Raw genomic sequence first — 21646 nt, 5'->3', positions numbered from 1 at the left:
TCCGCGCCGCGAAGCGGCGCGGATGCGTGACTGCAATACAGCCATCTCGATTAGTTGACGACCAGTAGCATCCGCCGAGCGGCGTGGCCGCGAGGCGGTTCACTCCAGGCGAACGAAGTGAGCCTGGAGCAGTTTTTAGTCCAGGTTTTTGCAACGGGGGTGCCCACAGCGAGCGAAGCGAGCGAGGACACCCCCGCAGTAAAAAAGTGGGTTTTAGTAGAACTCTCTCACGAGGTCCATCGCGTCGTCCGGCGCGCCGTCCGGGATGTCGGCCATGGAGTCGGTCAGGCCTTCGCGTTCGTCGAAGGGGACGGAGTTTTCGCTCTTGTAGAGCACGCCCTGGTACTCCTTGTCGGCGTCGAGGATCTTCGACTTGGCGTCGTCGTAGTCGGTCGGGTCGTGGTCGGTGTCTTCGAGGTCGACGATGGCGTCGCGGAAGTAGTCGTACGTGTCGACGTCGTTGAACGTGACACACGGCGAGTAGACGTTGACGAAGCCGAAGCCGTCGTGCTCGATGGCTTCCTTGACGATCTCGGTGTGGCGCTGGGAGTCAGAACTGAACGACTGCGCGATGAAGGAGCCGCCGCCGGCCAGTGCGAGCGCGAGCGGGTTGACCGGAGGCTGCTTGGGACCGTCGGGCGTCGTCGAGGTCTCGAAGTCCTCGCGGCTGGTCGGCGAGGCCTGGCCCTTGGTGAGACCGTAGATGCGGTTGTTCATGACGACGTAGGTCATGTCGACGTTCCGACGGACGGCGTGGATGAAGTGGCCGGCACCGATGGAGTAGCCGTCACCGTCACCGCCGGCGACCATCACTTCGAGGTTCGGGTTGGCCAGCTTCACGCCGATGCCCACGGGGAGTGCGCGGCCGTGGACGCCGTGGAGCGCGTAGCTGTGCATGTAGGTTCCGATCTTCCCGGAACACCCGATTCCGGCGACGACGAACGTGTTGTCCGGGTCGTTGCCGGTGTTCGCGAGGGCTTTCATCATACCGTTCATCGTCCCGAAGTCACCGCATCCGGGACACCAGGTCGGTTGCTCGTCGGACTTGAAGTCGGTGAATCTGACGTCTGAGCTCATTATTCGGCCTCCACTTCGGTGGGTTCGGCGAGTTTGTTCTCGATCTCTGCTGCGAGTTCGTCGGCCTTGAATCGCACGCCGTTGTACTTGTTGAGTCGCTTGAGTCGGGTCAGCGAATCGTGTTCGAGGAGGTCGGCGAACTGCCCGGTGGCGTTACACTCGACGACGATCACGTCGTCTGCGGCCTCGATCTCCTCTGAGAGGTCGGGGCGCGGGAAGATGTACGGCACCGAGATGAAGCGGACGTCGATCCCCTTCTCGTCGAGGAAGCCGAGCGCTTCGCGCATCGCACCCTCGTTCGAGCCCCAGGAGATGATCAGGTTGTCCGAGTCGGGGTTGCCGTACTCGCGGTAGTCCCAGTCCTCTCGCTCGCGGGCAGTGTCGACTTTCTGCTGGCGCTTGTCGACTTGCTCGATGCGTACCTGCTTGTCCTCGGTCCGGCGACCGAGCGCGTCGTGTTCGAGGCCGGTCGTCATGTGCGCGCCGCCCTCGGTGCCCGGGAACGTCCGCGGACTGATCCCGTCGTCGTTTGCGAGGTGGGGCTGGAACTGCCCCTTGTCGTTCTGCCACTCGCTGATCTCGTCCTCGTCGACGACCTTCCCGCGGTCGATTTCGACCTCGTCCATGTCGAAGGTCTCCGGCGGGAACGTCTGTTCGGTCACCGACATCGCGAGGTCGGAGACCAGGAACACCGGCGTCTGGTACTTCTCGGCGAGGTTGAACGCCTCGATGGTCTTCCAGAAACACTCCGAGATGCTGGTCGGCGCGACGACGAAGCGCGGAATCTCGCCGTGACCGCCGTACAGGGCCATGTTGAGGTCGCCCTGTTCCTGTTTCGTCGGCATCCCGGTCGACGGACCGGAGCGCTGGACGTCGGTGATGACCAGCGGCGTCTCGCTCTGTGCGACCAGGCCGAACGTCTCGGTCATCAGGTCGATCCCGGCACCGGACGTCGCCGTCATCGCACGGGCGCCCGCGCGGGCAGCCCCGAGTGCCATGTTGATGGCCGCGAGTTCGTCCTCGGCCTGGACGACCTTCCCGCCGTACTTGTCGAGGCGGCCGGTCAGATACTCCATAATGGAGGTCGCGGGCGTGATCGGATAGCCAGCGTAGAACCGACAGCCAGCAGCGAGCGCCCCCATGCCGAGGGCCTCGTTCCCGTTCAGGAGGATGTAGTCGTTGTCAGTGCATTCGAGGTCGTAGTCGAACTCGTAGTCGTACTCCTCCTGGACGTACTCCTGACCGACGCGTGCGGCCTTCTTGTTGTTCTCGACGATCGCCTGGCCTTTGTCCTTGAAGCGTTTTTCCAGGGCTTCGTCGAGGTTCTCGATGGGGAAGTCTGCCACCTCGCAGGCGGCACCGAGGGCGACCACGTTCCGCATGATAGCCCCGCCGGCGTCCTCGGCCAGCGACTTCAGCGGCACGTCGAGCCCGATCATTTCCTCGGGGATCTCGACGTCACGCATGGTCGTGCGTTCGCCGTCGTAGATGATGACGCTCCCGTCGTGCAGTTCGTCCATGTTCTCGTCGATAGTCCGCTCGGTCAGCGCGATGAGAACGTCCAGCCTGTCGACGACGCTCTCGACGCGATCGACCGAGGTTCGTACCTTGTAAGCCGTGTACCCGCCGCGGATACGCGACGCGAAGTCCTTCGACGTGAAGACGTGGCGACCGGCACGGGACAGAGCCTGTGCGAAAATCTTGCCCGTAGAGTCGATCCCGTCGCCCGCTTCACCGCCGATGGCCCAGTTCAGGTCCTCGGGCATACTAGCGACCGACTACCCACCCATAAAGCAAAAGCCTTCTGCAACGGGTCCCTTGCAAGAAAAATAGCCTGAAACGAATATGAACGAATGTGAGGTTTTCTTATCGGACCGAAAGCACCTTTCGAGACGACGTGGACAGTCCGAACATGGAAGACGTACCCGTCACCGTCGCCGCCGTCACGACGGTCGGTGACAACGCCAAGGTTATCGAGTTCGAGTCACCCGACGGCTTCGAGGCCCAGCCCGGGCAGTTCGTCAAACTCGGGACCGTCGTCGACGGCGAAGAGATGAACCGCTTCTACACGATCTCCTCGGCCGACGTCGACGAGACGTTCGACGTCACCGTCGAGATCGACCCCGAGGGCGAGTTCGGTCCGTACCTCGACGACCTCGCTGCCGGTGACTCGCTCACCATGTCTGGCCCGTACGGCAGCGATTACTACGAGGACGAACCGCGCGTAGTCGTGCTCGCAGGCGGTCCCGGCGTCGGGCCCGCCGTCGGCATCGCCCGGCGCGCCGTCGACGACGGTGGCGACGCCGCCATCGTCTACCGCGACGACGAGCCGATCCACGAGGACGCCCTGGCCGCCCTGGAGTCCGACGGCGTCACCGTCCACGTTCTCGACGCTGACGCCGACATGACCGACACCGTCGCCGACGTCGTCACCGGGACCGACGGCGAACAGGTGTTCATCTACGGCTTCGCCGACTTCCTCGACGCCGCGACCGCAGCCGTCGAAGCGACCGGCATCAACCCCGACAAAGCGAAGGTCGAGAACTTTGGTTAACTAATCAATACGTTTAATTTTCCGGTAGCGCCCCTAGCAGCCGGATTTGCACCCGTTCACCCCAAAATTCATAGATATTATGTGATACCCATCCGTTCGTTGGGTAATGAGTTCGGGTCGTCGCACCTGTCACGTCGCACTGTCTCTGCTTCGTCCTCTCGTACTCACGCTCTGTCTCCTGACGAGCGTGGTACAGCCGGTCGCTGCAGCGGCACCAGCCGTCGACGGGCAGACCGCCCCGACTGCTGAGCTGGCGGGTTCGTACCTGCAACAGGGCGCGGGCAACGAGACCGGCAGCGGGGCCGCAACCGCAACGACAACCGCTACCGGGAACGAGACGAGTGCGAGCAGTAGCGGCATCGTCGGGACCATAACTGGATTCCTCGGTGGCATCGCGGGGTTCGTCGGTGGCGTCCTCGGCGCGATCTTCTCGTTTTTCGTCGACCACATCATCGGGCAGGCCATCATCGGGCTCACCCTGGGCGTCCTGATCGGGCTGAAGCTCATCGCGATCTACATCGAGCAGTACGAGGAGTGAAGGAGCGGCTGTCGAGGCCACTCGAATCCGTGCGACCGACAGGATATTCCTCGTCTCGGACAAACAAGTCACCATGGCCAGTCTCAGGAGCTTCCTCGCGAACCGATTGGGAGACGGCGAAGCCGCGTCGACGGCGATCACGACCGGCGACGACCCGCCGGTACTCGAACTCGCGGCCGAAATCATGGACGACCCACAGACGGCCGACACGCGTGACGGTCGCACCATCGGCTACGCCGACGTGGGCGATCCGGACGGCGACCCGGTCTTCGTGTTCCACGGGTTTCCGAACTCCCGGGTGTTCGGCGCGCTGTTCGACGAGGCGGGGCGCGCACACGGGCTTCGCATCGTCGCCCCGGAACGACCGGGTCTCGGCGTCTCGGACCCCCAGCCGGACCGGACGCTGACCGACTGGCCCGCCGACGTCGCGGACGTCGCCGACGCGCTCGGCGTCGACGAGTTCGCCGTCTTCGGCATCTCCGGGGGCGGGCCGTACGCGGCGGCGACCGCCGCGTTGCTCGGCGAGCGCGTCGAGCGCGCTGCGATCGCGTGCGGCCTGGCACCGATGGATGCAGTCGACGTTCGAGAGCGGCTCTGGTACTACAGCGCGCGCTTTCTCCCGTCGGGGAACAAACTCGCGCTCTGGCTGCTGGGTCGGCGAGCGATGGACGACCGGGAAGCGTTCCTGGAATCGATGGCCGAGTCTGCAGCGCCCGCTGACGAGGCGTTGTGGACCGGCGAAGTGGGGAAAGTCGTCCACGCGAGCATGATCGAAGCCCGTCGCAATCACGGCCTGGACCCCCTCGTCACCGAAACGAGGGTTTTCGGGAGCCCCTGGGGGTTCGATCTGTCGACCATCGACGTGCCGGTCGGTCTCTGGTACGGGAAAGCCGACGTGCTCGTTCCGCCGGAGATGGGGCTGTACCTGACCGAGAAGATTCCGACGGCAGAGGCACACATCTATCCCGACCTGGATCACCTCTCGATCGTCACGGAACACGAAGCGGACATCGCGGCGTGGCTCGCCGCGTGAACGCCGGAGTCGGAGGACATTTCAGTGCGAATCAAAAAGGGCGGTCAGGAACATGGCACCCACAGACGTCAACCGCGAGGAGGTCGAACGCCGGAAGTCGAGACTCCTCAGCGAGCACGACGGGGTGTCCGTTCGGGAGGAACACGAGGAAGTGCCCGCCGACATCTTCCCCGACCTCCGTGACCTGGCAGTGGAGGGATACACGGGCGGCGGTTACGTCTGGGTCGTCCGGGACCCACAGGAGACGGCCCCCCTGGCCGAGCCGCTGCCCGACGACATCGAAGAGCGCGAGCGCGTGCTCATGATCCTCAGCCGCGGAACGAGTCGCTGGGGCCTCCCCGGTGGCGGCCGCGAGTGCGGCGAGACCTACGAAGAGGCCGCCGCCCGCGAGGTCAACGAGGAGACGGGCATCGAGTGTTCGATCGAGAAGCCGTTTCTCATCCGCCAGCGCGTCAGCGTCTCGAAGGGCGACCACGACGAGCGACTCCACACGCTCTGGGTGTTCTTCGACGGCCGCTACGAGGGCGGGACGATCCGCGTCCAACCGGGCGAACTCAACGGCGCCGCCTGGTTCGCCGATCCGCCCGAGCGGATGCATCCGGAAAACGAGTTCCGCGCTGCCGAGTGGAACCCCTAGTGCTGGACGTACTCCAGGAGGACGCCCCCGGTGTCTTTCGGATGTAAGAACGCGACCTCGTGTCCCCAGGCTCCCTCGCGCGGTTCCTCGTCGATGAGCGTAATATCCAGTTCGCGTGCGTGTGCGAGCGCCGACTCGATGTCGTCGGTTGCGAGCGCGAGATGGTGGATGCCCGGACCGTTGCTGTCGAGATAGGAGGCGATCGCGCCCTCGTCGGACAGCGGCTCCAGCAGCTCGAAGTAGCTGTCGCCGAAGTCCAGGAAGACGACCTGCATGCCGTCGAACTCTTCCTCGTGTGCGACCGGTGCGTCGAACAACGTGGCGTACTGGTCGGCGAGCGCCGCGGCGTCGTCCGTGGCGATGCCAGCGTGGTCGAAGTGCATATCGGGACTTCCGCGAACGCGCTCTTCAGCGTACCGGAACGACCGCCCGGGTCGATTCCGATCAGGGTTCGATCTTCGTCAGGAGGACTTTCGAGACGCCTTCTTCGATTTCCAGATCGAAGGGGAGGTCGCGCGTGCTCTTGCGCAGGAATCGGAGGATGAACCACTTGACGTCCTCCGTCGGGAAGACAACGTGGAACGTGTCGGCGCTGCTCTCGCGGACGGTGAGAAAGCCACAGACGGAGAGCCAGTCGAGCAGTTCGCCGAGCGTGTCGAAGCGGTCCGCGTACTCGGCGGCGTGGAAGTTGGCGACCCGGTCGACGTCGGCGACGAACGTCTCGGGCCACTCGCCGTCGTCGTCTTTGACGTTCGCCAGCAGGACGTGCAGGAAGTCGATGTCGAGCAGCGCGTGTTCTCCCCCCGCGAGGAGTTCGTAGTACTCTTCGAGGTCCACGCTCGCCTCGGCCGTCGCAGCCTGGTAGTTCGCCGCGTAGAACGAGAGCGCACGCCGGACGAGGACGCTGTTTCCCTCACCGGTCTGGGAGACCAGCTCGTCCAGCGCGTCGCGAGCGTCGTCGTCGAGTGAGACGGTGATCCGGTCGGCGACCATGTAGAACACCGGGAGCCAGGACCGGAAATACGCTCCGCTCACTGCCGGCGTTCACACGGATTCACATCTCGGATGTCACGGTCATAACAACCCTTTTGCGGATTTCGGGACCTGTGAGAGATAGTCACAGATACGATGCCAACGATAGTCACAGCACCACGATATCGAAGCCAACGGGAGGTGACCACCGCGTGAAGCGACCGCGCGTCGGCGTCGACGTGGGCGGCACGTTCACCGACGTCACGCTCATCACCGAAGCGGGCGATCTCGTGACCGCGAAAGTTCCCTCGACGGCGGACCAGAGCAACGGCGTCATCGAGGGCATCCGGAAAGCCTGCGCTGACGCGGGCATCGACCCGAGCGAGATCCGCGAGTTCACCCACGCGATGACCGTCTCCGTGAACGCCTTGCTCGAACGCGACGGCGCGAAGACGGCCCTCGTCACGACCGAGGGGTTCCGCGACGTGCTCGAAATCGGCCGCCAGGACCGGCCCGCGCTGTACGACCTCGACGCCGAGAAACCGGCCGCGCTCGTCCCCCGCCGCCGTCGCTTCGAGGTGGCCGAACGAGCGACGCCCCAGGGCATCGAACAGCCGGTCGACGAGTCGGCCGTCAGAGCGGTCGCCGCAGACATCCGCGCCGCGGACGCCGAGAGCGTCGCCGTCGCGTTCCTGCACGCCTACGCACATCCCGAAAACGAGCGACGAGCCGCGGAGATCCTCCGCGAGGAACTCGACGTGCCGGTGTCGGCCTCCCACGAGGTGCTGGCCGAGTTCCGCGAGTTCGAGCGGACGGCAACGACGGCCGTCGACGCCTACGTTACCCCGAAGATCGACGCGTACGTCGGCCGCCTCGAAGAGCGAGCGGCCGACGAGGGCGTCCCAGCACCGCGCATCATGCAGTCTAACGGCGGCATCGCCGACGCGACCACCGTCCGAGAGCACGCCGTCACGACGGTCCTCTCGGGGCCGGCGGCGGGCGTCGTCGGCGCCAACCGAGCGGCGTCCACAGTACAAAACGAGAACGACCTCGACGGCCTCGTCACGTTCGACATGGGCGGGACCTCCAGCGACGTGAGCCTCGTCCGGGACGGTGACGCCGAGCGAACGACGGACACCCAGATCGACGGCATCCCCGTCCGGACGCCGATGGTCGACATCCACACCATCGGCTCCGGCGGCGGGTCCATCGCGTGGGTCGACGCGGGCGGCGCGCTGCGCGTCGGTCCCGAGTCCGCCGGCTCCGAACCGGGACCGGCCTGCTACGGTCGCGGCGGCGAGCGAGCGACGATCACCGACGCCAACGTCGTCCTCGGCTACATCGGCGACAGCACCGCGCTCGGCGGCGAACTCGACCTCGACGTCGAAGCCGCACACGACGCACTCGCGGCGCTGGCCGACGAGGCGGGCCTCGACTCGGCGCTCGACGCTGCACACGGCGTCTACCGCGTCGCGAACGCGAAGATGACCCGCGCCATCCGGGAGGTGACCGTCGAGCGGGGGTTCGACCCGCGTCAGTACGGCCTCGTCGCGTTCGGGGGTGCCGGCCCGATGCACGCCGCGGAACTGGCCGCCGACCTCGACATCGAGTCGGTCATCGTCCCGATGGCCGGCGGCGTCCTCTCGGCGTACGGCCTGCTCGACGCCGACGAGCAGTACGACGCGGTCCGGACGCACCTCACGCTGCTGGCCGACGCCGAGCCGGCGACGGTCGACGATGCGCTCGAGGAACTGACTGCCGAAGTCCTCGCCGACGTCGCCGACTCGGCCGACGCGACCGTCGAAACCGTCGCGGACCTCCGCTACGAGGGACAGAGCTTCGAGTTGCCGGTGCCCATCGACGACGACTTCGACGCGGCCGCGCTCCGCGAGCGGTTCCACGCCGCCCACGAGCGCGCGTACGGCTACAGCATCGACGAGGCGATCGAACTCGTCAACCTGCGGGCGACCGCACGCGTCGAGCGAGGCATCGCCGAAACCGCCTACGACGCCGCAGGCGAGGCACGCCTCGGCACGCGCGAGTCGTACTTCGGCGGCGACGCCTACGAGACCGCCATCTACGACCGGCGGTCGCTCCCGCCGGGTGCGACCGTGTCCGGCCCGGCGGTTCTCGAACAGAAAGAGAGCACCACCGTCGTGCCCCCGGCCTGGACCGGAGAAGTGCAAGCGGACGGCACGATGGTGCTCACGACGGAGGGCGACCAATGACCGAATCCGACATCGACGCGATCACGCTCGAAATCCTGCGCAACCAACTCGAAGGCATCGCCGAGGAGATGGGCCACGTGCTCATCCGCGGGTCCTACTCCCCGAACATCAAGGAGCGCCAGGACTGTTCGGCGGCGCTGTTCGACGCCACCGGGCGACTGGTCGCCCAGGCCGAGCACATCCCGGTCCACCTCGGCGCGATGCCCGAAGCCGTCGACGCCATCCGGGACCGCGATCCCGAACCCGGCGACGCCTACCTCCTGAACGATCCCTTCGCCGGCGGAACGCACCTCCCCGACGTCACCATCGTCTCCCCGATTGCCCACGAAGGCACAATTGTGGGATACGCGGTGACGCGGGCACACCACGCCGACATCGGTGGCATGACGCCGGGGAGCATGCCCGCCGGAGCGACCGAGATCTACCAGGAGGGGCTTCGACTGCCGGGCGTGCGGCTCCGAGCCGACGGCGACGTCGTCGACGACGTGCTGGACGTGGTGCTCGCGAACGTCCGCAACCCCGACGAGCGCCGTGCGGACATCCGGGCACAGCTCGCGGCCAACGATCGGGCCGCCGAGCGCGTCGGCGAACTCGTCGACGAGCACGGCCGCGACCGACTCGCCTCGGCCTTCGAGGCCGTCATCGAGTACTCCCACGACCGCGTGGCCGCAGAACTCGCCGACGTTCCAGACGGAACATACCACGCCAGGGACGTGATGGAAGGGGACGGCGTCACCGACGACGACGTCCCTATCGCGGCGACGGTCACGATCGACGGGGAAAGCGTCACGGTAGACTTCGACGGCACGGCTGACCAGGTCAACGGGAACATGAACGCGCCGCTGGCAGTCGCCAAGAGCGCGGTCTACTTCGTCGTCCGAGCCGTCACTGACCCCGAGATCCCCCCGAACCACGGCTGTTACGCCCCCATCAGCGTCGAGGCACCCGAAGGCTCACTGCTGAACCCGACGCCGCCGGCGGCCGTCGTCGGCGGCAACGTCGAGACGAGCCAGCGGGTGACCGACGTTGTCCTCGACGCGTTCGCCGACGCCGTCCCCGAGACGGTCCCCGCCCAGGGCCAGGGCACGATGAACAACCTCATCATCGGCAGCCGGGACGCCGACGGCTACACCTACTACGAGACCATCGCGGGCGGGTTCGGTGCCCGCGCCGACAGCGACGGGATGGACGGCGTCCAGGTCGGGATGACCAACACGCTCAACACGCCCGTCGAGTCCATCGAGACGGAGTACCCGCTCCGCGTCGATCGCTACGCGCTCCGTTCCGACAGCGGCGGCGACGGCGAGCATCGCGGCGGTCTCGGCCTCGAACGCGCGATCACCGTCGAGACCGACTCCGTGGTCTCACTGCTGACCGAACGCCGACGACACGCACCGGCCGGCGTCGACGGCGGCGAGGACGGAGCCACGGGCCAGAACCTGATCGACGACGACGCAGTACCGGCGAAGACCACGCAGGACGCGCCGGCCGGAACCACCGTCACCATCCGCACACCGGGCGGTGGCGGCTACGGCGACCCGGCTGACCGCGACGAGGCGGCACGTGACAGCGATCGCGCGGACGAGAAGGTCAGCGACGACTGACGATCGCAGTTCTTTTTCGAAAACGAGTCGGCGCGACCGTTAGGTGTCGCCCAGCTTGCCGGGAATTGCCGTCGTCGGAAGTTCCAGTTCCCGACAGAGGTCCCAGGCAGTCGTCTGGTTGCTCGTCACGACGGTGACCCCGAGATCGGCTTCCAGCCGTTCGACTGCCGGCAGGGTATTGTAGTTCGTACACGAGACGAACACGGCGTCGACGGTGGTGGGATCGACCGCGGCCTGCACCTGTGAGACGGCGTCGTCCGGCGTCAGTTCGCCGATGACCGTGTTGTCGACGATGCCGCGTCCGTCAAGCGTCTCGACCGCGAACCCAGCGTCGTCCAGGTAGTCGCGTTCGCGCTCGTTGATGTCGTCGACGTATGGCGTGACGACGGCCACCGCATTCGCGTCCAGGGCGTCGAGGGCTCGCCGGACGGACAGCGCCGTCACGACTGCGGGCGCGTCCACCGCAGTCGCGAGTTGCGACTCCAGCTCGCGCGCGAACGACGCGCCGTGGAGGAAGCTGCCGGACGTACACGCGTAGGCAACGCCGTCGACGTCGGCGTCGGCGAGGCGCTCGGCAGCGTCGGCGGCGCCGTCGGCCATCTCGTCGAGTGCGTCAGCCGTCACGTCAGCTAGCGGCATCCGCGCGGTGTGAACGGTCGCGACCCCCGGGAAGGCGGCTGCGAACTCCGGTTCAGCGGTCGTGTTCGAGGAGGGGACGATGACGCCGAGTCTGGTCGTCACAACCGTCCCTCCTGGCAGCCTGTCACAGTGGCTGGGTCTGTCGGTCGCGCGTCTGTACGGTCGCCGTCGACGTCGAATCGGATGTGCATGAGAAGTGAGTGTGTGGAAGACTCAGATAACGCCAGCGATGGACAGGAGCGTCCGGAGGCCGAGCCAGACGACGACGACTGTCACGACGCCGCCGAGGACGTTCTGTGGCGTCGTGTTGACGTAGTCGCCGAGCGTCGTCCGGTCGTTCATCACGTAGATGAGGAACAGCGCGATGATCGGCAGCAGGATGCCGTTGGCGACCTGTGCGAACAGGATGGCCTGAACCGGGCTGGTTCCGAGCGCGGAGAAGACCACGCCGACGAGCAGGATAGTCCCCCAGACGGCGCGGAAGCGCGTCGAAGTGAGATCGCGTTCCCAGCCGAGCGCGCCGGCGGTCGCGTACGCGCCGGCCAGCGGCGCCGTGGTCGCGCTAGTGAAGCCGGCGGCGAACAGCCCGATGCTGAAGAAGATCTTCGCGTGCGTGCCCACGAGCGGTTCGAGCTGCTGGGCCATCGTCCCGACGTCCTCGATGTTGGTGCCGACGGGGAACGCGGCGGCCGCCGTCGTCAAGATCGCGAGCGTGATGAACCCGCCGACGACGATCGAGAGGACCGTGTCGGTCCGGCACTCCCCGAGGTCCTCGACGCTGCTCCAGCGTTCCTGGACGCTGCTCGCGTGCAAGAAGAGGTTGTAGCCGACGACGGTCGTCCCGATGAGGCCCGTGATGACGAACGCCGAGCCGTCCGGAACTCGCGGGACGAACCCGCCCATGATGGCGCCGACGTCCGGCCCGATGAGGATCGCGTCGATGAGAAAGGAGACGCCCATGATGGCGACGAGGCCGATGAGCGCGCGTTCGATGAGTTTGTAGTTCCCGGTCCACAGCAGGACGCCGGCGATGAGACCCATCAGGGGACCCCAGACCGTCTGGCTGACGCCGGTGATCGTCGCGAGGCCGGCCGCACCGCCGAGGATGTTCCCGGCCTCGTAGGCCGCCGTCCCGATGCCGATCGCGCTCACGACGAGGGCGATGCTCACGAACTGCGGCAGCGGGTTGTCGAACCGCTCCCGGAGCGCTTCGCCCAGTCCTTCGCGCGTCACCAGCCCCAGTCGCGCGCTCATCTCCTGGAGAACGATCGTCGCGATCACCGAGAACGCGATCGTCCAGATGAGCGCGTAGCCGAACCGCGCGCCCGTTACACTCGCCGTCGTGACAGTTCCCGGACCGATGAACGCCGCGGCGACCATCGCACCGGGACCGATTGCCTTGATTCGTTCGACAATACTCATATGTGTACTGACCTGCGCTAACTGTTCTCAACCTGCTATGAGACGGAGATAACAGTTGTTATGAGGGGTGTGTACGGCAGGGGCACCGGATGTGATTCAGTATGAAGACGGCGCCGAGAGATCGAGGCAGTGTCCCAACTGTGAGTATTCCCCTGACACGACCGATGTTACCACGAGTCAAAAACTAAGTTCCAGGGGCGCCGACAGGGACCACATGGATTCGCTGGGGCCCGTCGACCTGGAAGCAGAACGACAACGCGTCTACGAGTACGTCGAGCGCCACGGTCGGGTCAGCCGCGACGAACTGCAGACTGCGATGGAGTACGAATCCAGACGGCTCGGACACCACCTCTCGATGCTCACGCGCGACGGCTATCTCGAACGGCACGACGGCGCCTTCGAGATCGCCCTCGACACCGGCGACGAGGAGGAGTACGAGCTGGGCGAGTTCACGGCGACGATTCGCCCGGCCCGCCAGGACGACATCGGTGGCATCGTCGGTACCATCCGACAGGTCGTCGAGGCGGGCACCTACATCGAGGCCGAGAGCGTGGCTCAACAGCTCGACTACGAGGGATCGCTGCTTCGGCACAACGAGTTCGAGTCGCGCGTGTTCTTCGTCGCAGAGGTCGAAGACGATGTCGTCGGCTGGGTGCACCTCGACGTGCCCGAACTGGACAAACTCGACCACACCGCCGAAGTCACGATCGGCCTCGTCGAGGAGTACCGCGGCAACGGCATCGGCCGCCTCCTCATCGAGCGCGCCCTCGCATGGGCGCGCGAGGAGGGCCTGACGAAGCTCTACAACAATTTCCCGGCGACCAACACGGCCGCCATCGAGTTCTTCGAGGCCTGCGGCGCCGCCGTCGAAGCAGTCAGAGAGGGGCACTACCGGATCGACGGCGATCCGGTCGACGAAGTGATGATGGAACTTCCCCTCTGAGAGTCGCCGCTCTCAGGCCTCCGTTTCTGCGATCGCGTCGTCGAGACCCGTCGCCAACCGTGAGAGCCCGTCGGCGAACGGACCTTTGCCTTCGCCGGCGTCGTCGACAAGGCCCGTCCCCGTGAGTTCGTCCCGTGCAGCCCGGAGTGCGTCGATCCCGCCGATCGGTTCGGCGTGGAGTTCGAACTCGCCGTCGTGGAACTGAATGTATCCGCCGAGCAACGCTGCGACGTACTCGTTTGCCACCAGCGGCCCGCCGCGGTCGAACAGCAGGTGGCCGGTGTCCGTCAGCAGGCAGGCGGTCGCAGCCGGGTCGTCGCGGGCTCCGAACTCGACGAGGACGAACTGTTCGTCGACGGCGCGACGGCCGAACACCCACGTCGTCGCTTCGCTCCCGCGGACCGACCCCGCCGTGACGAGGTACGTCCGGACGCGTTCGCAGGCGTCCGCGTCCGTCGAGAGGGACACTGAGTCGGCCGTACATCGGCGATCTTCGTCGACGAGGTGGCCGAGCGCGACGGATCGTGTTGTCACTCCCGGTGAGAAGGACCTCGGAAACTAAACGATTGTGGCGCACCCGCGCCGAGAACGCCGACCAGGACCAGCGTCGGCCGGCTCAGACGCCGCCGCCGCGGTACTCGCCGAAGACGTCGCGCATCGCGTTACAGATCTCGCCGGTCGTGGCATACACCTTGACCGCGTCGATGAGATAGGGCATCAGGTTCTCGTCGCCGCGCGCGGCCTCGCGAACGGCTTCCAGTTTGGCCTCGACGGCCTCGTCGTCGCGCTCGGCGCGGAGCGAATCGAGGCTGTCGATCTGCTGTTGTTCCAGTTCCTCGTCGACTTCCTCGATGTCCACGTCTTCCTCCTCCTCGACCTGGTACTCGTTGACGCCGACGATGATCCGGTCGCCCGCTTCCTGTTCCTGCTGGCGCTCGAAGGCGGTGTCCTGAATCTCCCGCTGGACCCACTGGTCCTGAATCGCGGGGAGCATCCCGCCGCGGTCGTCGATCTGGTCGAGGATCTCGAACGCCTCCGCTTCGAGTTCGTCGGTGAGGCTCTCGACGTAGTAGCTGCCGGCCAGCGGGTCGATGGTGTCGGCCGCGCCGGACTCGTGGGCCAGGATCTGCTGGGTGCGCAGCGCCGTCCGCACGGACTTCTCGGTCGGGAGACTGACCGCTTCGTCTTTCCCGTTGGTGTGGAGGCTCTGGGTGCCACCGAGCACGGCGGCGAGCGCCTGGTAGGCGACGCGGACGACGTTGTTCTCGACCTGCTGGGCCGTCAGCGTCGAGCCGGCCGTCTGCGTGTGGAATTTCAACTGCTTGGACTTGGGGTTGTCCGCGTCGAAGCGCTCCTCCATGATCTTGTACCACATGCGGCGAGCGGCCCGGAACTTCGCGACTTCCTCCAGGATGTTGTTGTAGGAGGCAAAGAAGAAAGAGAGCTGCGGGGCGAACTCGTCGACGTCCAGGCCGGCGTCGAGGGCGGCCTCGACGTACTCGATGCCGTCCCCGAGCGTGAAGGCGATCTCCTGGGCGGCCGTCGAGCCGGCCTCGCGGACGTGGTAGCCCGAGATGGAGATGGTGTTGAAGCTCGGTACCTCGTCGGCACAGAACTCGAAGATGTCCGTGATGATGCGCATCGACGGCTCGGGCGGGTAGATGTAGGTGTTGCGCGCGATGTACTCCTTGAGCACGTCGTTCTGGATGGTGCCCCGCAGTTCCTCGCGGTCGACGCCCTGCTTGTCGCCGACGGCGATGTACATCGCCAGCAGCACGCTGGCCGGCGCGTTGATGGTCATGCTGGTCGAGACCTCGTCCAGCGGGATGCCCTCGAACACCGTCTCCATGTCGTCCAGCGAGTCGATGGCGACGCCCGTCTTCCCGACTTCGCCGGCGGCCATGGCGTTGTCGGAGTCGTAGCCCATCTGCGTGGGCAGGTCGAACGCCATCGAGAGGCCGGTCTGGCCTTGATCGAGCAGGTAATTGAATCGCTCGTTGGTCTCGGCGGCCGTCCCCATGCCGGCGTACTGGCGCATCGTCCACAGGCGACCCCTGTACCCGGTCGAGTAGACGCCGCGCGTGTACGGTGCCTGCCCGGGGAACCCGAGGTCCTCCCCGTAGTCGAGGTCCTCGACGTCGGCCGGCGTGTACAGCCGGTCCACGGTGTGGCCCCCGGTATCGGTCGTGAACTCGTCTTTGCGCTCGCCGAACCGTTCGACCGTCGGCTCGACCGACTCCTCTTCCCAGTCGGCTTTGGCGGACCGAATCTCCCGGAGGTCCTCCTCGTCGAACATATCTCCGATTCCGAGGCGGCAGCGTATAAACATTGTTCGAGCGCATCGAAGTTTATATATTAGCCAGCCAACTCGCCGCGACCGAAACCGCCGATTTTGCCAATGAGTATATAAATCGGCAGTGAATAAACCTGGGACATGAGTACCCACGCCATGCTGTATCACAGTATTCTGGCGGTCGGGATACTGCTGTGCGTGGGAGTCGGCGTGTACGCCTGGCGACGCCGCGAGCGACGCGGCGCCACGCTACTGGTCGGGATCTTCGCCACGCTCGTCTACTGGATGGCGACCACGTCGTTGATCGTCCACTTCGCCGGAACGCCGATCGTGCGACCGATCGCACGGTCGCAGTTCCTCGCGATCCCGGTGCTGACGCTGCTGTTGTTCCTGCTCGCCCTCCGATACACCGGTCGCGAGCGATACATCACGCGAAAGACGGTCGCGCTGTTGCTCGTCCATCCTGTCCTCACCAACGTCGCGGTGTGGGTTCCGCCGTTGAAACAGCACTTCGTCCAGTACGGGGCGAGAGACGCGAGTTCGTTTTTCGGCTACGCGTTCATCAAAGGGCCGCTGTTCCTCGTCCACACGACCTACTCGTACGTGTTGATGGGCGCCGCCGCAGTCATGTTCGTCACGTTCGCGTTCCGCTCGGAGTACATCTATCAGCGTCAGGTCGGCATATTCCTCGTGGGCGTGTTCGCACCCTGGATCGGCAACGTCCTGTACCTGTTCGGACCGGTCTCCGTGGACATCACCTCGCTGGCGTTCGCCATCACCGGGTTAGCACTGTGGTGGGCGATGTTCAGTCAGGACTTCCTCAACATCGTCCCGATCGCCCGCAGCACGGTCGTCGACAACATCGGTGCTGGCGTGTTCGTGCTCGACGTGGACGACCGCGTCGTGGACGTCAACCCGAAAGGGCGAGAGTTGCTGGACCTGCAGAACGAGGACGTCATCGGACGCCACGCGACGGCGGCATTGGCCGGCTACCCGGCGGTCCGTGACACCTTCCAGAACGCCGCAGACACCACAGACGAAGTCGAAGCCGAGGTCGACTTCGGCACGAACACGTACCAGGTTCAGAACACACCGCTGTCCGACGAACACGACAACGTCATCGGGCGGCTGTTCCTGGTCAACGACGTCACCGAGCAAAAGCGCCGCCAGCAGGAACTCGAACGCCGGAACGAACAGCTCGAACAGTTCGCGAACGTCGTCTCGCACGACCTGCGCAATCCGCTCAACGTCGCGTCCGGGAAACTGGAACTCGGCATGGTCAACGACGAGCCCGAACACTTCGAGGACGTCAAGGAAGCCCACGAGCGCATGAACCGCATCATCGACGACGTGCTCACGCTGGCCCGCCAGGGCCAGCAGGTCGACGACCGGATGCAGGTCTCGCTTCAGTCCCTGGCCACTCGCGCCTGGCGGAACGTAGAAACCGCCGACGCACAACTGCAGGTCGTGGCCGACTGTCCGTTCGCGGCCGACGAGTCTCGACTCCTGCGAGCGTTCGAGAACCTGTTCCGGAACGCGATCGAACACGGCCGCGAGACGACCACCGTTACCGTCGGCCAGACCGAAGACGGGTTCTACGTCGCCGACGACGGCCCCGGCATTCCCGCGGACGAACGCGACGACGTGTTCGAGGACGGCTACACCACCAACGAGGACGGAACCGGGTTCGGGCTTTCCATCGTCGAGAGCATCGTCGAGGCCCACGGCTGGGAGATCGCAGTCACGGAAAGCGAGTCGGGGGGCGCACGGTTCGAGGTGACCGGCATCGCGTCACTGACAGACCGGCAGCCGCAGGAACGAAACAACGAGCACGGTCCACGCTCCTCGGTCACCGAGTCGTCGAACTGACGAGGCCGCCCGACCCTTAGCGGCCGGTGTCGTACTTGTAGGTGGCCTCGTCCGGATCGATGCCGAAATCTTCCGGTCCTTCCTCGGGTTCCCCGTCGCCCTCGTTCGGGTCGGCGCGCTTGAACGCCTCGCGGAACTTGCGAGGCATCGTGAACTCGTCGACGGTCAACTGCATCGGAACGGCGTCGGGTGCACTCATCTCGCGTTTCTCGTCGAGTCGGCTCTGGAGTTTCGCTGGGAGGTTGCCGGTCTGGATGCCGTCGAAGCCGAACTGCTTGAGATACTCCGGTGCGTCGGTCAGGGAGTACACGGTCTCGAAGCCCTCGTCACTGGCTTTCTGAATCAGTCGCTCGACGACGTGTGCGCCCACGCCCTGCTCGCGCCAGTCGTCGAGGACGCCGATGGACGTGAGTTCACACACGTCGCCGTCGTCGGTCTTGTGGATGCGGATGCGCCCGAAGCCCGCCTTCTCGTTCGTCTCCTCGTCGATGGCGATGACGTAATCGCGCGAGCGGAAAGCGGTCTCGTCCAGGCCCATCTCCTCGATGTGATCCAGCAGCCAGACCTCCTCACGGTTTTTCGCGTCCCGGACGTACATACTCGTCTCTTGGCTGCCCCCAGTGAAAAGGGTTTATCGCACTCAGACGACGCGAACGTCCGCAGGGAACGTCCCCGACCGAAACCTATTTTCACGGCGTTGTTTTAGGGTAGCCTAAAATGGTCGGAGAGACCCTCGGAAAGCTCCGCGCGCGAATCGAGTCCCTGGCGAGAGACGACGGCGACTTCTGCGTCCTGTGCGGGCGAACAGGGGTGCGCCCCGTGCCGGTCACGGACGCGCGGTTCGAGGATCGGGCGACGGCCGAGCAAGCGGCCGAAGCAGCGACGACATATCGCGCCGTGCTCAGGCGGTGGGACCCGCGCGCGCCCTGCTACGACTTCATCGCCTGCGAGGTCCCCGAGGGCCTGGGCGTCGGGCCGGGTCGGCGAGCAACGGCTACGGGACGACGGAACGCCTCGCTGACGGGGTTCTGTCACGACGTCGCCGCCGCCGTCTTCGAGGCGCTCTCCGCCGAAGGGTTCGCCGACGCCGAATCCGCAATCATGGACGCGTACTGTGAATCCGCCGACGCCATCGACGACCCCGACGACCTCTGCCTCCACCTGTTGACGACGCTCGCGGCGGAGTTCGATTCCCAGTTGACCAGCGCCGAACAGGCCCGAGTCCTGCGGACCGCCGCCGGCGAGTTCCCGGGACCGAACACTGGCGGGACGCCGCTGACCCAGACGTTCGAACGGCTACAGACCGTCACCATCATCGGGGACTACGCGGTCGAGAGCTCCCCGGAGTGGGTGGTGGGACAGCAGTCCTGGACCGTGACCATCGACGACTACGCGCTTCCGACGGCACCAGACGCGATGCCGACGCTCCCCATCGTCATCGACCTGCTGCGACGCCTCCCACGAGCGCGACTCGCGCTCAGTGACGTCAGGCAGCTCGACGGCGGCTCCTGGCGATTCGAGGTGTCGGCGAGCGAGAACGGACCGTCCACCGGACTGGCCTGGGTGCAGGCGACGGGGTGACTCCCCGGACAGCGATCACCCGACCGAGACCGCCCGGACAGCGTGGCGGGGCCAGCGTTTCACGCAGCAGAAGGGCAGATCGGCAGTTCGAGACGGACAGCTCAGTGGACAACTGCTTCGATCACCTTCGTGGACGCACGTGACGGCTGGCGGCTGACGGCTGGTGTGGTTTACAAGTACACCCTTAACACTACTGTCCGTCCGGTCCAAATGTCCGTACGGGATACCAATGGCGTCAGAATCACAGACCGAGATAGACGAGGTGATCCACGAACCGAGCCAGGAGTTCGTCGACTCGACGAACGTCTGGGAGTTCATGCAGGCGTACGACGTCGACGACTACGACGAACTCATCGAGCGCACGACCACCGAGGTCGACGGGGAACCCGAGTCGGGCGTCGAGTGGTTCTGGGACGAACTCGTCGACTACCTCGACATCGAGTTCTACAACGAGTACGATCAAGTTCGCGACGACAGCGACGGCCCACAGTTTTCCGACTGGTACCCGGGCGGCGAGCTCAACATCGCCCACAACGTGCTGGATCGCCACGCCGCCGTCGACAGCGAGACCCGGAACAAAGTCGCCTGCATCTGGGAGGGCGAAGACGGCGAGATTCGAGAAGTCACCTTCCACGAACTCAATCGCCAGGCCAACAAAGTCGCCAACGCCCTGGAAGCGCGCGGCATCGAGACTGGCGACACCGTCGGGCTGTACATGCCGATGGTGCCGGAGGTCGTCTCGATCCTCTACGGCTGTTTCAAAGTCGGCGCCATCGCCGTCCCCATCTTCTCCGGCTTCGGCGTCGACGCCACCGCCACGCGCATCGAAGACCCCGAGTGCTCCGTCTTGTTCACCGGCGACGGCTTCCAGCGCCGCGGCAGCGAAGTCACGCTCAAGGAGACAGCCGACGAAGCCATCGAGCAGGCCGGCCACGTCGAACACACCATCGTCTTCGATCGGTTGGGGCTCGCGAGTTCGGGAGAGATTCCCTGGGACGACGACCGCGACGAACTGTGGACCGACGCCGTCGAATCCCAGGACGACGACTACGACACGAAAGCACTCTCGTCCGATCAGGAGTCGATGCTCCTCTATTCTTCCGGGACGACGGGCAAGCCAAAAGGCATCGTCCACACCCACTCCGGCGCGCTGATGCAGGCCGCCAAGGAACTCCACTTCGGCTTCGATCTGAAGCCCTCGGATCGGTTCTTCTGGGTGTCGGACATCGGCTGGATGATGGGTCCGTGGACGCTTATCGGCAACCACGCCTTCGGCGGCACCATCTTCATGTACGAAGGTGCGCCCGACTACCCTGAGCCCGATCGGTTCTGGGAGATGATCGACCGCCACAAACTCACCCAGTTCGGCATCTCTCCGACGGCGATTCGCGCACTCCGAAAGCAGGGCGACGAGTGGGTCGAGGGCTACGACCTGTCGTCGCTGCGCCTGCTCGGCTCCACGGGCGAACCGTGGGACCCCGAATCCTGGCAGTGGTTCTACGAACACGTCGGTGGGGGAGATACGCCAATCATCAACATCTCCGGTGGGACCGAGATCATGGGCTGTTTCCTCATGCCGATGCCGACCCAGCCGCTCAAACCCTGCACGCTCGGCGGGCCCGGACTGGGGATGAACATCGACGTCGTCGACCGGGAAGGCAACAGCATCAAGGAGGATCACGAGCGCGGCTATCTCGTCGCGCGCGACTCCTGTCCGTCGATGACCAAATCTCTCTGGAGCGGCGACGACCGCTACCTCCAGGAGTACTGGTCGTCCTTCGAGAACCCGCCGCTGTGGGACCACGGCGACTGGGCACAGAAAGACGAGGACGGCTTCTGGTTCCTCCACGGGCGCGCCGACGACGCGCTCAATGTCGCCGGCCGCAAAGTCGGCCCCGCCGAAGTCGAAGGCGCCGCCATGGAACACGACGCCGTCAACCAGGCCGCGGCCGTCGGCGTCCCCGACGACACGACCGGGACCGCCGTCGTGCTGTACGTCATCGTCGAGGAAGGCGTCGCGGAGACCGACGAACTGCGCGAAGCAATCCGGGCGATGATCGGCGACGAACACGGCAAGCCGTTCCGGCCGCGCGAGATTCTCTTCGTCGACGAGTTCCCCAAGACCCAGTCCGGGAAGATCATCCGCCGGGCCGTCGAGGCGACCTACACCGGCGAGGACCTCGGCGACATGAGCAGCATCGAGAATCCCGACGCGCTCGACGAGCTCGAAGACGCTCGCTGACCGCCCTGACTCAG

At 65.6% G+C, this 21646-nt stretch carries 19 protein-coding genes; 10 read left to right on the top strand and 9 right to left on the bottom strand.

Annotated elements, in window-relative coordinates; translation table 11 throughout:
• Window positions 1–213 precede the first annotated feature (213 nt).
• Together ACFR9U_RS09030 and ACFR9U_RS09025 are read right to left on the bottom strand one after the other, a co-directional pair.
• Window positions 214–1077, bottom strand: coding sequence for a 2-oxoacid:ferredoxin oxidoreductase subunit beta (locus ACFR9U_RS09030; protein ID WP_247374960.1), 864 nt, complete (start codon window positions 1075–1077; stop codon window positions 214–216).
• Window positions 1077–2843: a 2-oxoacid:acceptor oxidoreductase subunit alpha gene (locus ACFR9U_RS09025; protein ID WP_247374964.1), complete on the bottom strand. Its 1767-nt coding sequence runs from the start codon at window positions 2841–2843 to the stop codon at window positions 1077–1079. The genes ACFR9U_RS09030 and ACFR9U_RS09025 overlap by 1 nt, the downstream gene beginning before the upstream one ends.
• A gap of 146 nt (window positions 2844–2989) precedes the next feature.
• On the opposite strand from ACFR9U_RS09025, the gene ACFR9U_RS09020 reads away from it, so the two are divergent.
• The 4 genes from ACFR9U_RS09020 to ACFR9U_RS09005 all read left to right on the top strand — a co-directional run bounded on the left by ACFR9U_RS09020 (window position 2990) and on the right by ACFR9U_RS09005 (window position 5839).
• Window positions 2990–3631 (top strand): ferredoxin--NADP reductase, encoded by a 642-nt coding sequence (locus ACFR9U_RS09020; protein ID WP_379814176.1) that lies wholly within the window; start codon window positions 2990–2992, stop codon window positions 3629–3631.
• A 106-nt stretch (window positions 3632–3737) separates the two neighbouring features.
• Window positions 3738–4169: a hypothetical protein gene (locus tag ACFR9U_RS09015; RefSeq protein WP_247374969.1), complete on the top strand. Its 432-nt coding sequence runs from the start codon at window positions 3738–3740 to the stop codon at window positions 4167–4169.
• Between the two features lie 73 nt (window positions 4170–4242).
• Window positions 4243–5202 carry an alpha/beta fold hydrolase gene (locus ACFR9U_RS09010; RefSeq protein WP_247374972.1) on the top strand — a complete coding sequence of 320 codons (960 nt, stop codon included), beginning with the start codon at window positions 4243–4245 and terminating at the stop codon, window positions 5200–5202.
• 52 nt (window positions 5203–5254) lie between these two features.
• Window positions 5255–5839 carry an NUDIX hydrolase gene (locus tag ACFR9U_RS09005; RefSeq protein ID WP_247374974.1) on the top strand — a complete coding sequence of 195 codons (585 nt, stop codon included), beginning with the start codon at window positions 5255–5257 and terminating at the stop codon, window positions 5837–5839.
• On the opposite strand, the gene mce is transcribed toward ACFR9U_RS09005, so the two are convergent.
• Window positions 5836–6222 (bottom strand): methylmalonyl-CoA epimerase, encoded by a 387-nt coding sequence (mce, locus tag ACFR9U_RS09000; RefSeq protein WP_247374993.1) that lies wholly within the window; start codon window positions 6220–6222, stop codon window positions 5836–5838. The genes ACFR9U_RS09005 and mce overlap by 4 nt on opposite strands.
• Before the next feature lie 61 nt (window positions 6223–6283).
• Window positions 6284–6832, bottom strand: coding sequence for a ribbon-helix-helix protein, CopG family (locus ACFR9U_RS08995; protein WP_247375014.1), 549 nt, complete (start codon window positions 6830–6832; stop codon window positions 6284–6286).
• Window positions 6833–6993: 161 nt separating this feature from the next.
• On the opposite strand from ACFR9U_RS08995, the gene ACFR9U_RS08990 reads away from it, so the two are divergent.
• Window positions 6994–9039, top strand: a complete 2046-nt coding sequence (locus tag ACFR9U_RS08990; RefSeq protein WP_379814343.1) for a hydantoinase/oxoprolinase family protein — start codon at window positions 6994–6996, stop codon at window positions 9037–9039.
• Complete coding sequence (locus tag ACFR9U_RS08985) at window positions 9036–10643, top strand: hydantoinase B/oxoprolinase family protein (RefSeq protein ID WP_247375025.1); 1608 nt, start codon at window positions 9036–9038, stop codon at window positions 10641–10643. Before ACFR9U_RS08990 ends, ACFR9U_RS08985 begins: the two co-directional genes overlap by 4 nt.
• A 39-nt stretch (window positions 10644–10682) precedes the next feature.
• On the opposite strand, the gene ACFR9U_RS08980 is transcribed toward ACFR9U_RS08985, so the two are convergent.
• Window positions 10683–11384 carry a maleate cis-trans isomerase family protein gene (locus ACFR9U_RS08980; protein WP_247375047.1) on the bottom strand — a complete coding sequence of 234 codons (702 nt, stop codon included), beginning with the start codon at window positions 11382–11384 and terminating at the stop codon, window positions 10683–10685.
• 111 nt (window positions 11385–11495) lie between these two features.
• Window positions 11496–12704, bottom strand: a complete 1209-nt coding sequence (locus ACFR9U_RS08975; protein WP_247375066.1) for an Nramp family divalent metal transporter — start codon at window positions 12702–12704, stop codon at window positions 11496–11498.
• A gap of 214 nt (window positions 12705–12918) precedes the next feature.
• On the opposite strand from ACFR9U_RS08975, the gene ACFR9U_RS08970 reads away from it, so the two are divergent.
• The gene (locus ACFR9U_RS08970; protein WP_247375069.1) at window positions 12919–13647 is read left to right on the top strand and encodes a GNAT family N-acetyltransferase; all 729 of its coding nucleotides are present in this window, start codon (window positions 12919–12921) and stop codon (window positions 13645–13647) included.
• A 12-nt stretch (window positions 13648–13659) separates the two neighbouring features.
• Here ACFR9U_RS08970 and ACFR9U_RS08965 read toward each other — a convergent pair whose 3' ends face one another.
• Both ACFR9U_RS08965 and ACFR9U_RS08960 read right to left on the bottom strand, forming a co-directional pair.
• Complete coding sequence (locus ACFR9U_RS08965; RefSeq protein WP_247375088.1) at window positions 13660–14181, bottom strand: hypothetical protein; 522 nt, start codon at window positions 14179–14181, stop codon at window positions 13660–13662.
• 82 nt (window positions 14182–14263) lie between these two features.
• Window positions 14264–15943 carry an acyl-CoA mutase large subunit family protein gene (locus ACFR9U_RS08960; RefSeq protein ID WP_247375090.1) on the bottom strand — a complete coding sequence of 560 codons (1680 nt, stop codon included), beginning with the start codon at window positions 15941–15943 and terminating at the stop codon, window positions 14264–14266.
• Window positions 15944–16081: 138 nt separating this feature from the next.
• Between ACFR9U_RS08960 and ACFR9U_RS08955 the strand changes: the two genes are divergently transcribed.
• Complete coding sequence (locus ACFR9U_RS08955; RefSeq protein ID WP_247375094.1) at window positions 16082–17809, top strand: sensor histidine kinase; 1728 nt, start codon at window positions 16082–16084, stop codon at window positions 17807–17809.
• Window positions 17810–17825: 16 nt separating this feature from the next.
• On the opposite strand, the gene ACFR9U_RS08950 is transcribed toward ACFR9U_RS08955, so the two are convergent.
• On the bottom strand, window positions 17826–18407 hold the full coding sequence (locus ACFR9U_RS08950; RefSeq protein WP_247375096.1) for a GNAT family N-acetyltransferase: 582 nt from the start codon (window positions 18405–18407) through the stop codon (window positions 17826–17828).
• A gap of 119 nt (window positions 18408–18526) precedes the next feature.
• On the opposite strand from ACFR9U_RS08950, the gene ACFR9U_RS08945 reads away from it, so the two are divergent.
• Window positions 18527–19390, top strand: a complete 864-nt coding sequence (locus tag ACFR9U_RS08945) for a DUF7551 domain-containing protein (RefSeq protein WP_247375100.1) — start codon at window positions 18527–18529, stop codon at window positions 19388–19390.
• 229 nt (window positions 19391–19619) lie between these two features.
• Window positions 19620–21632, top strand: a complete 2013-nt coding sequence (locus ACFR9U_RS08940) for an AMP-binding protein (RefSeq protein ID WP_247375103.1) — start codon at window positions 19620–19622, stop codon at window positions 21630–21632.
• The last annotated feature ends 14 nt before the right edge of the window (window positions 21633–21646 follow it).

This window comes from Halorientalis brevis, assembly GCF_042678165.1.
Lineage (GTDB): Archaea > Halobacteriota > Halobacteria > Halobacteriales > Haloarculaceae > Halorientalis > Halorientalis brevis.
The sequence above is the reverse complement of the archived record's forward strand: the minus strand, read 5'-3'. Positions and strand labels throughout refer to the sequence as shown.

Coding starts and splice junctions, on each gene's coding strand:
- ACFR9U_RS09030 (WP_247374960.1), bottom strand. CDS start 1,077: ATGAGCTCAGACGTCAGATTCACCGACTTCAAGTCCGACGAGCAACCG.
- ACFR9U_RS09025 (WP_247374964.1), bottom strand. CDS start 2,843: ATGCCCGAGGACCTGAACTGGGCCATCGGCGGTGAAGCGGGCGACGGG.
- ACFR9U_RS09020 (WP_379814176.1), top strand. CDS start 2,990: ATGGAAGACGTACCCGTCACCGTCGCCGCCGTCACGACGGTCGGTGAC.
- ACFR9U_RS09015 (WP_247374969.1), top strand. CDS start 3,738: ATGAGTTCGGGTCGTCGCACCTGTCACGTCGCACTGTCTCTGCTTCGT.
- ACFR9U_RS09010 (WP_247374972.1), top strand. CDS start 4,243: ATGGCCAGTCTCAGGAGCTTCCTCGCGAACCGATTGGGAGACGGCGAA.
- ACFR9U_RS09005 (WP_247374974.1), top strand. CDS start 5,255: ATGGCACCCACAGACGTCAACCGCGAGGAGGTCGAACGCCGGAAGTCG.
- mce (WP_247374993.1), bottom strand. CDS start 6,222: ATGCACTTCGACCACGCTGGCATCGCCACGGACGACGCCGCGGCGCTC.
- ACFR9U_RS08995 (WP_247375014.1), bottom strand. CDS start 6,832: ATGGTCGCCGACCGGATCACCGTCTCACTCGACGACGACGCTCGCGAC.
- ACFR9U_RS08985 (WP_247375025.1), top strand. CDS start 9,036: ATGACCGAATCCGACATCGACGCGATCACGCTCGAAATCCTGCGCAAC.
- ACFR9U_RS08975 (WP_247375066.1), bottom strand. CDS start 12,704: ATGAGTATTGTCGAACGAATCAAGGCAATCGGTCCCGGTGCGATGGTC.
- ACFR9U_RS08970 (WP_247375069.1), top strand. CDS start 12,919: ATGGATTCGCTGGGGCCCGTCGACCTGGAAGCAGAACGACAACGCGTC.
- ACFR9U_RS08960 (WP_247375090.1), bottom strand. CDS start 15,943: ATGTTCGACGAGGAGGACCTCCGGGAGATTCGGTCCGCCAAAGCCGAC.
- ACFR9U_RS08955 (WP_247375094.1), top strand. CDS start 16,082: ATGAGTACCCACGCCATGCTGTATCACAGTATTCTGGCGGTCGGGATA.
- ACFR9U_RS08950 (WP_247375096.1), bottom strand. CDS start 18,407: ATGTACGTCCGGGACGCGAAAAACCGTGAGGAGGTCTGGCTGCTGGAT.
- ACFR9U_RS08945 (WP_247375100.1), top strand. CDS start 18,527: ATGGTCGGAGAGACCCTCGGAAAGCTCCGCGCGCGAATCGAGTCCCTG.
- ACFR9U_RS08940 (WP_247375103.1), top strand. CDS start 19,620: ATGGCGTCAGAATCACAGACCGAGATAGACGAGGTGATCCACGAACCG.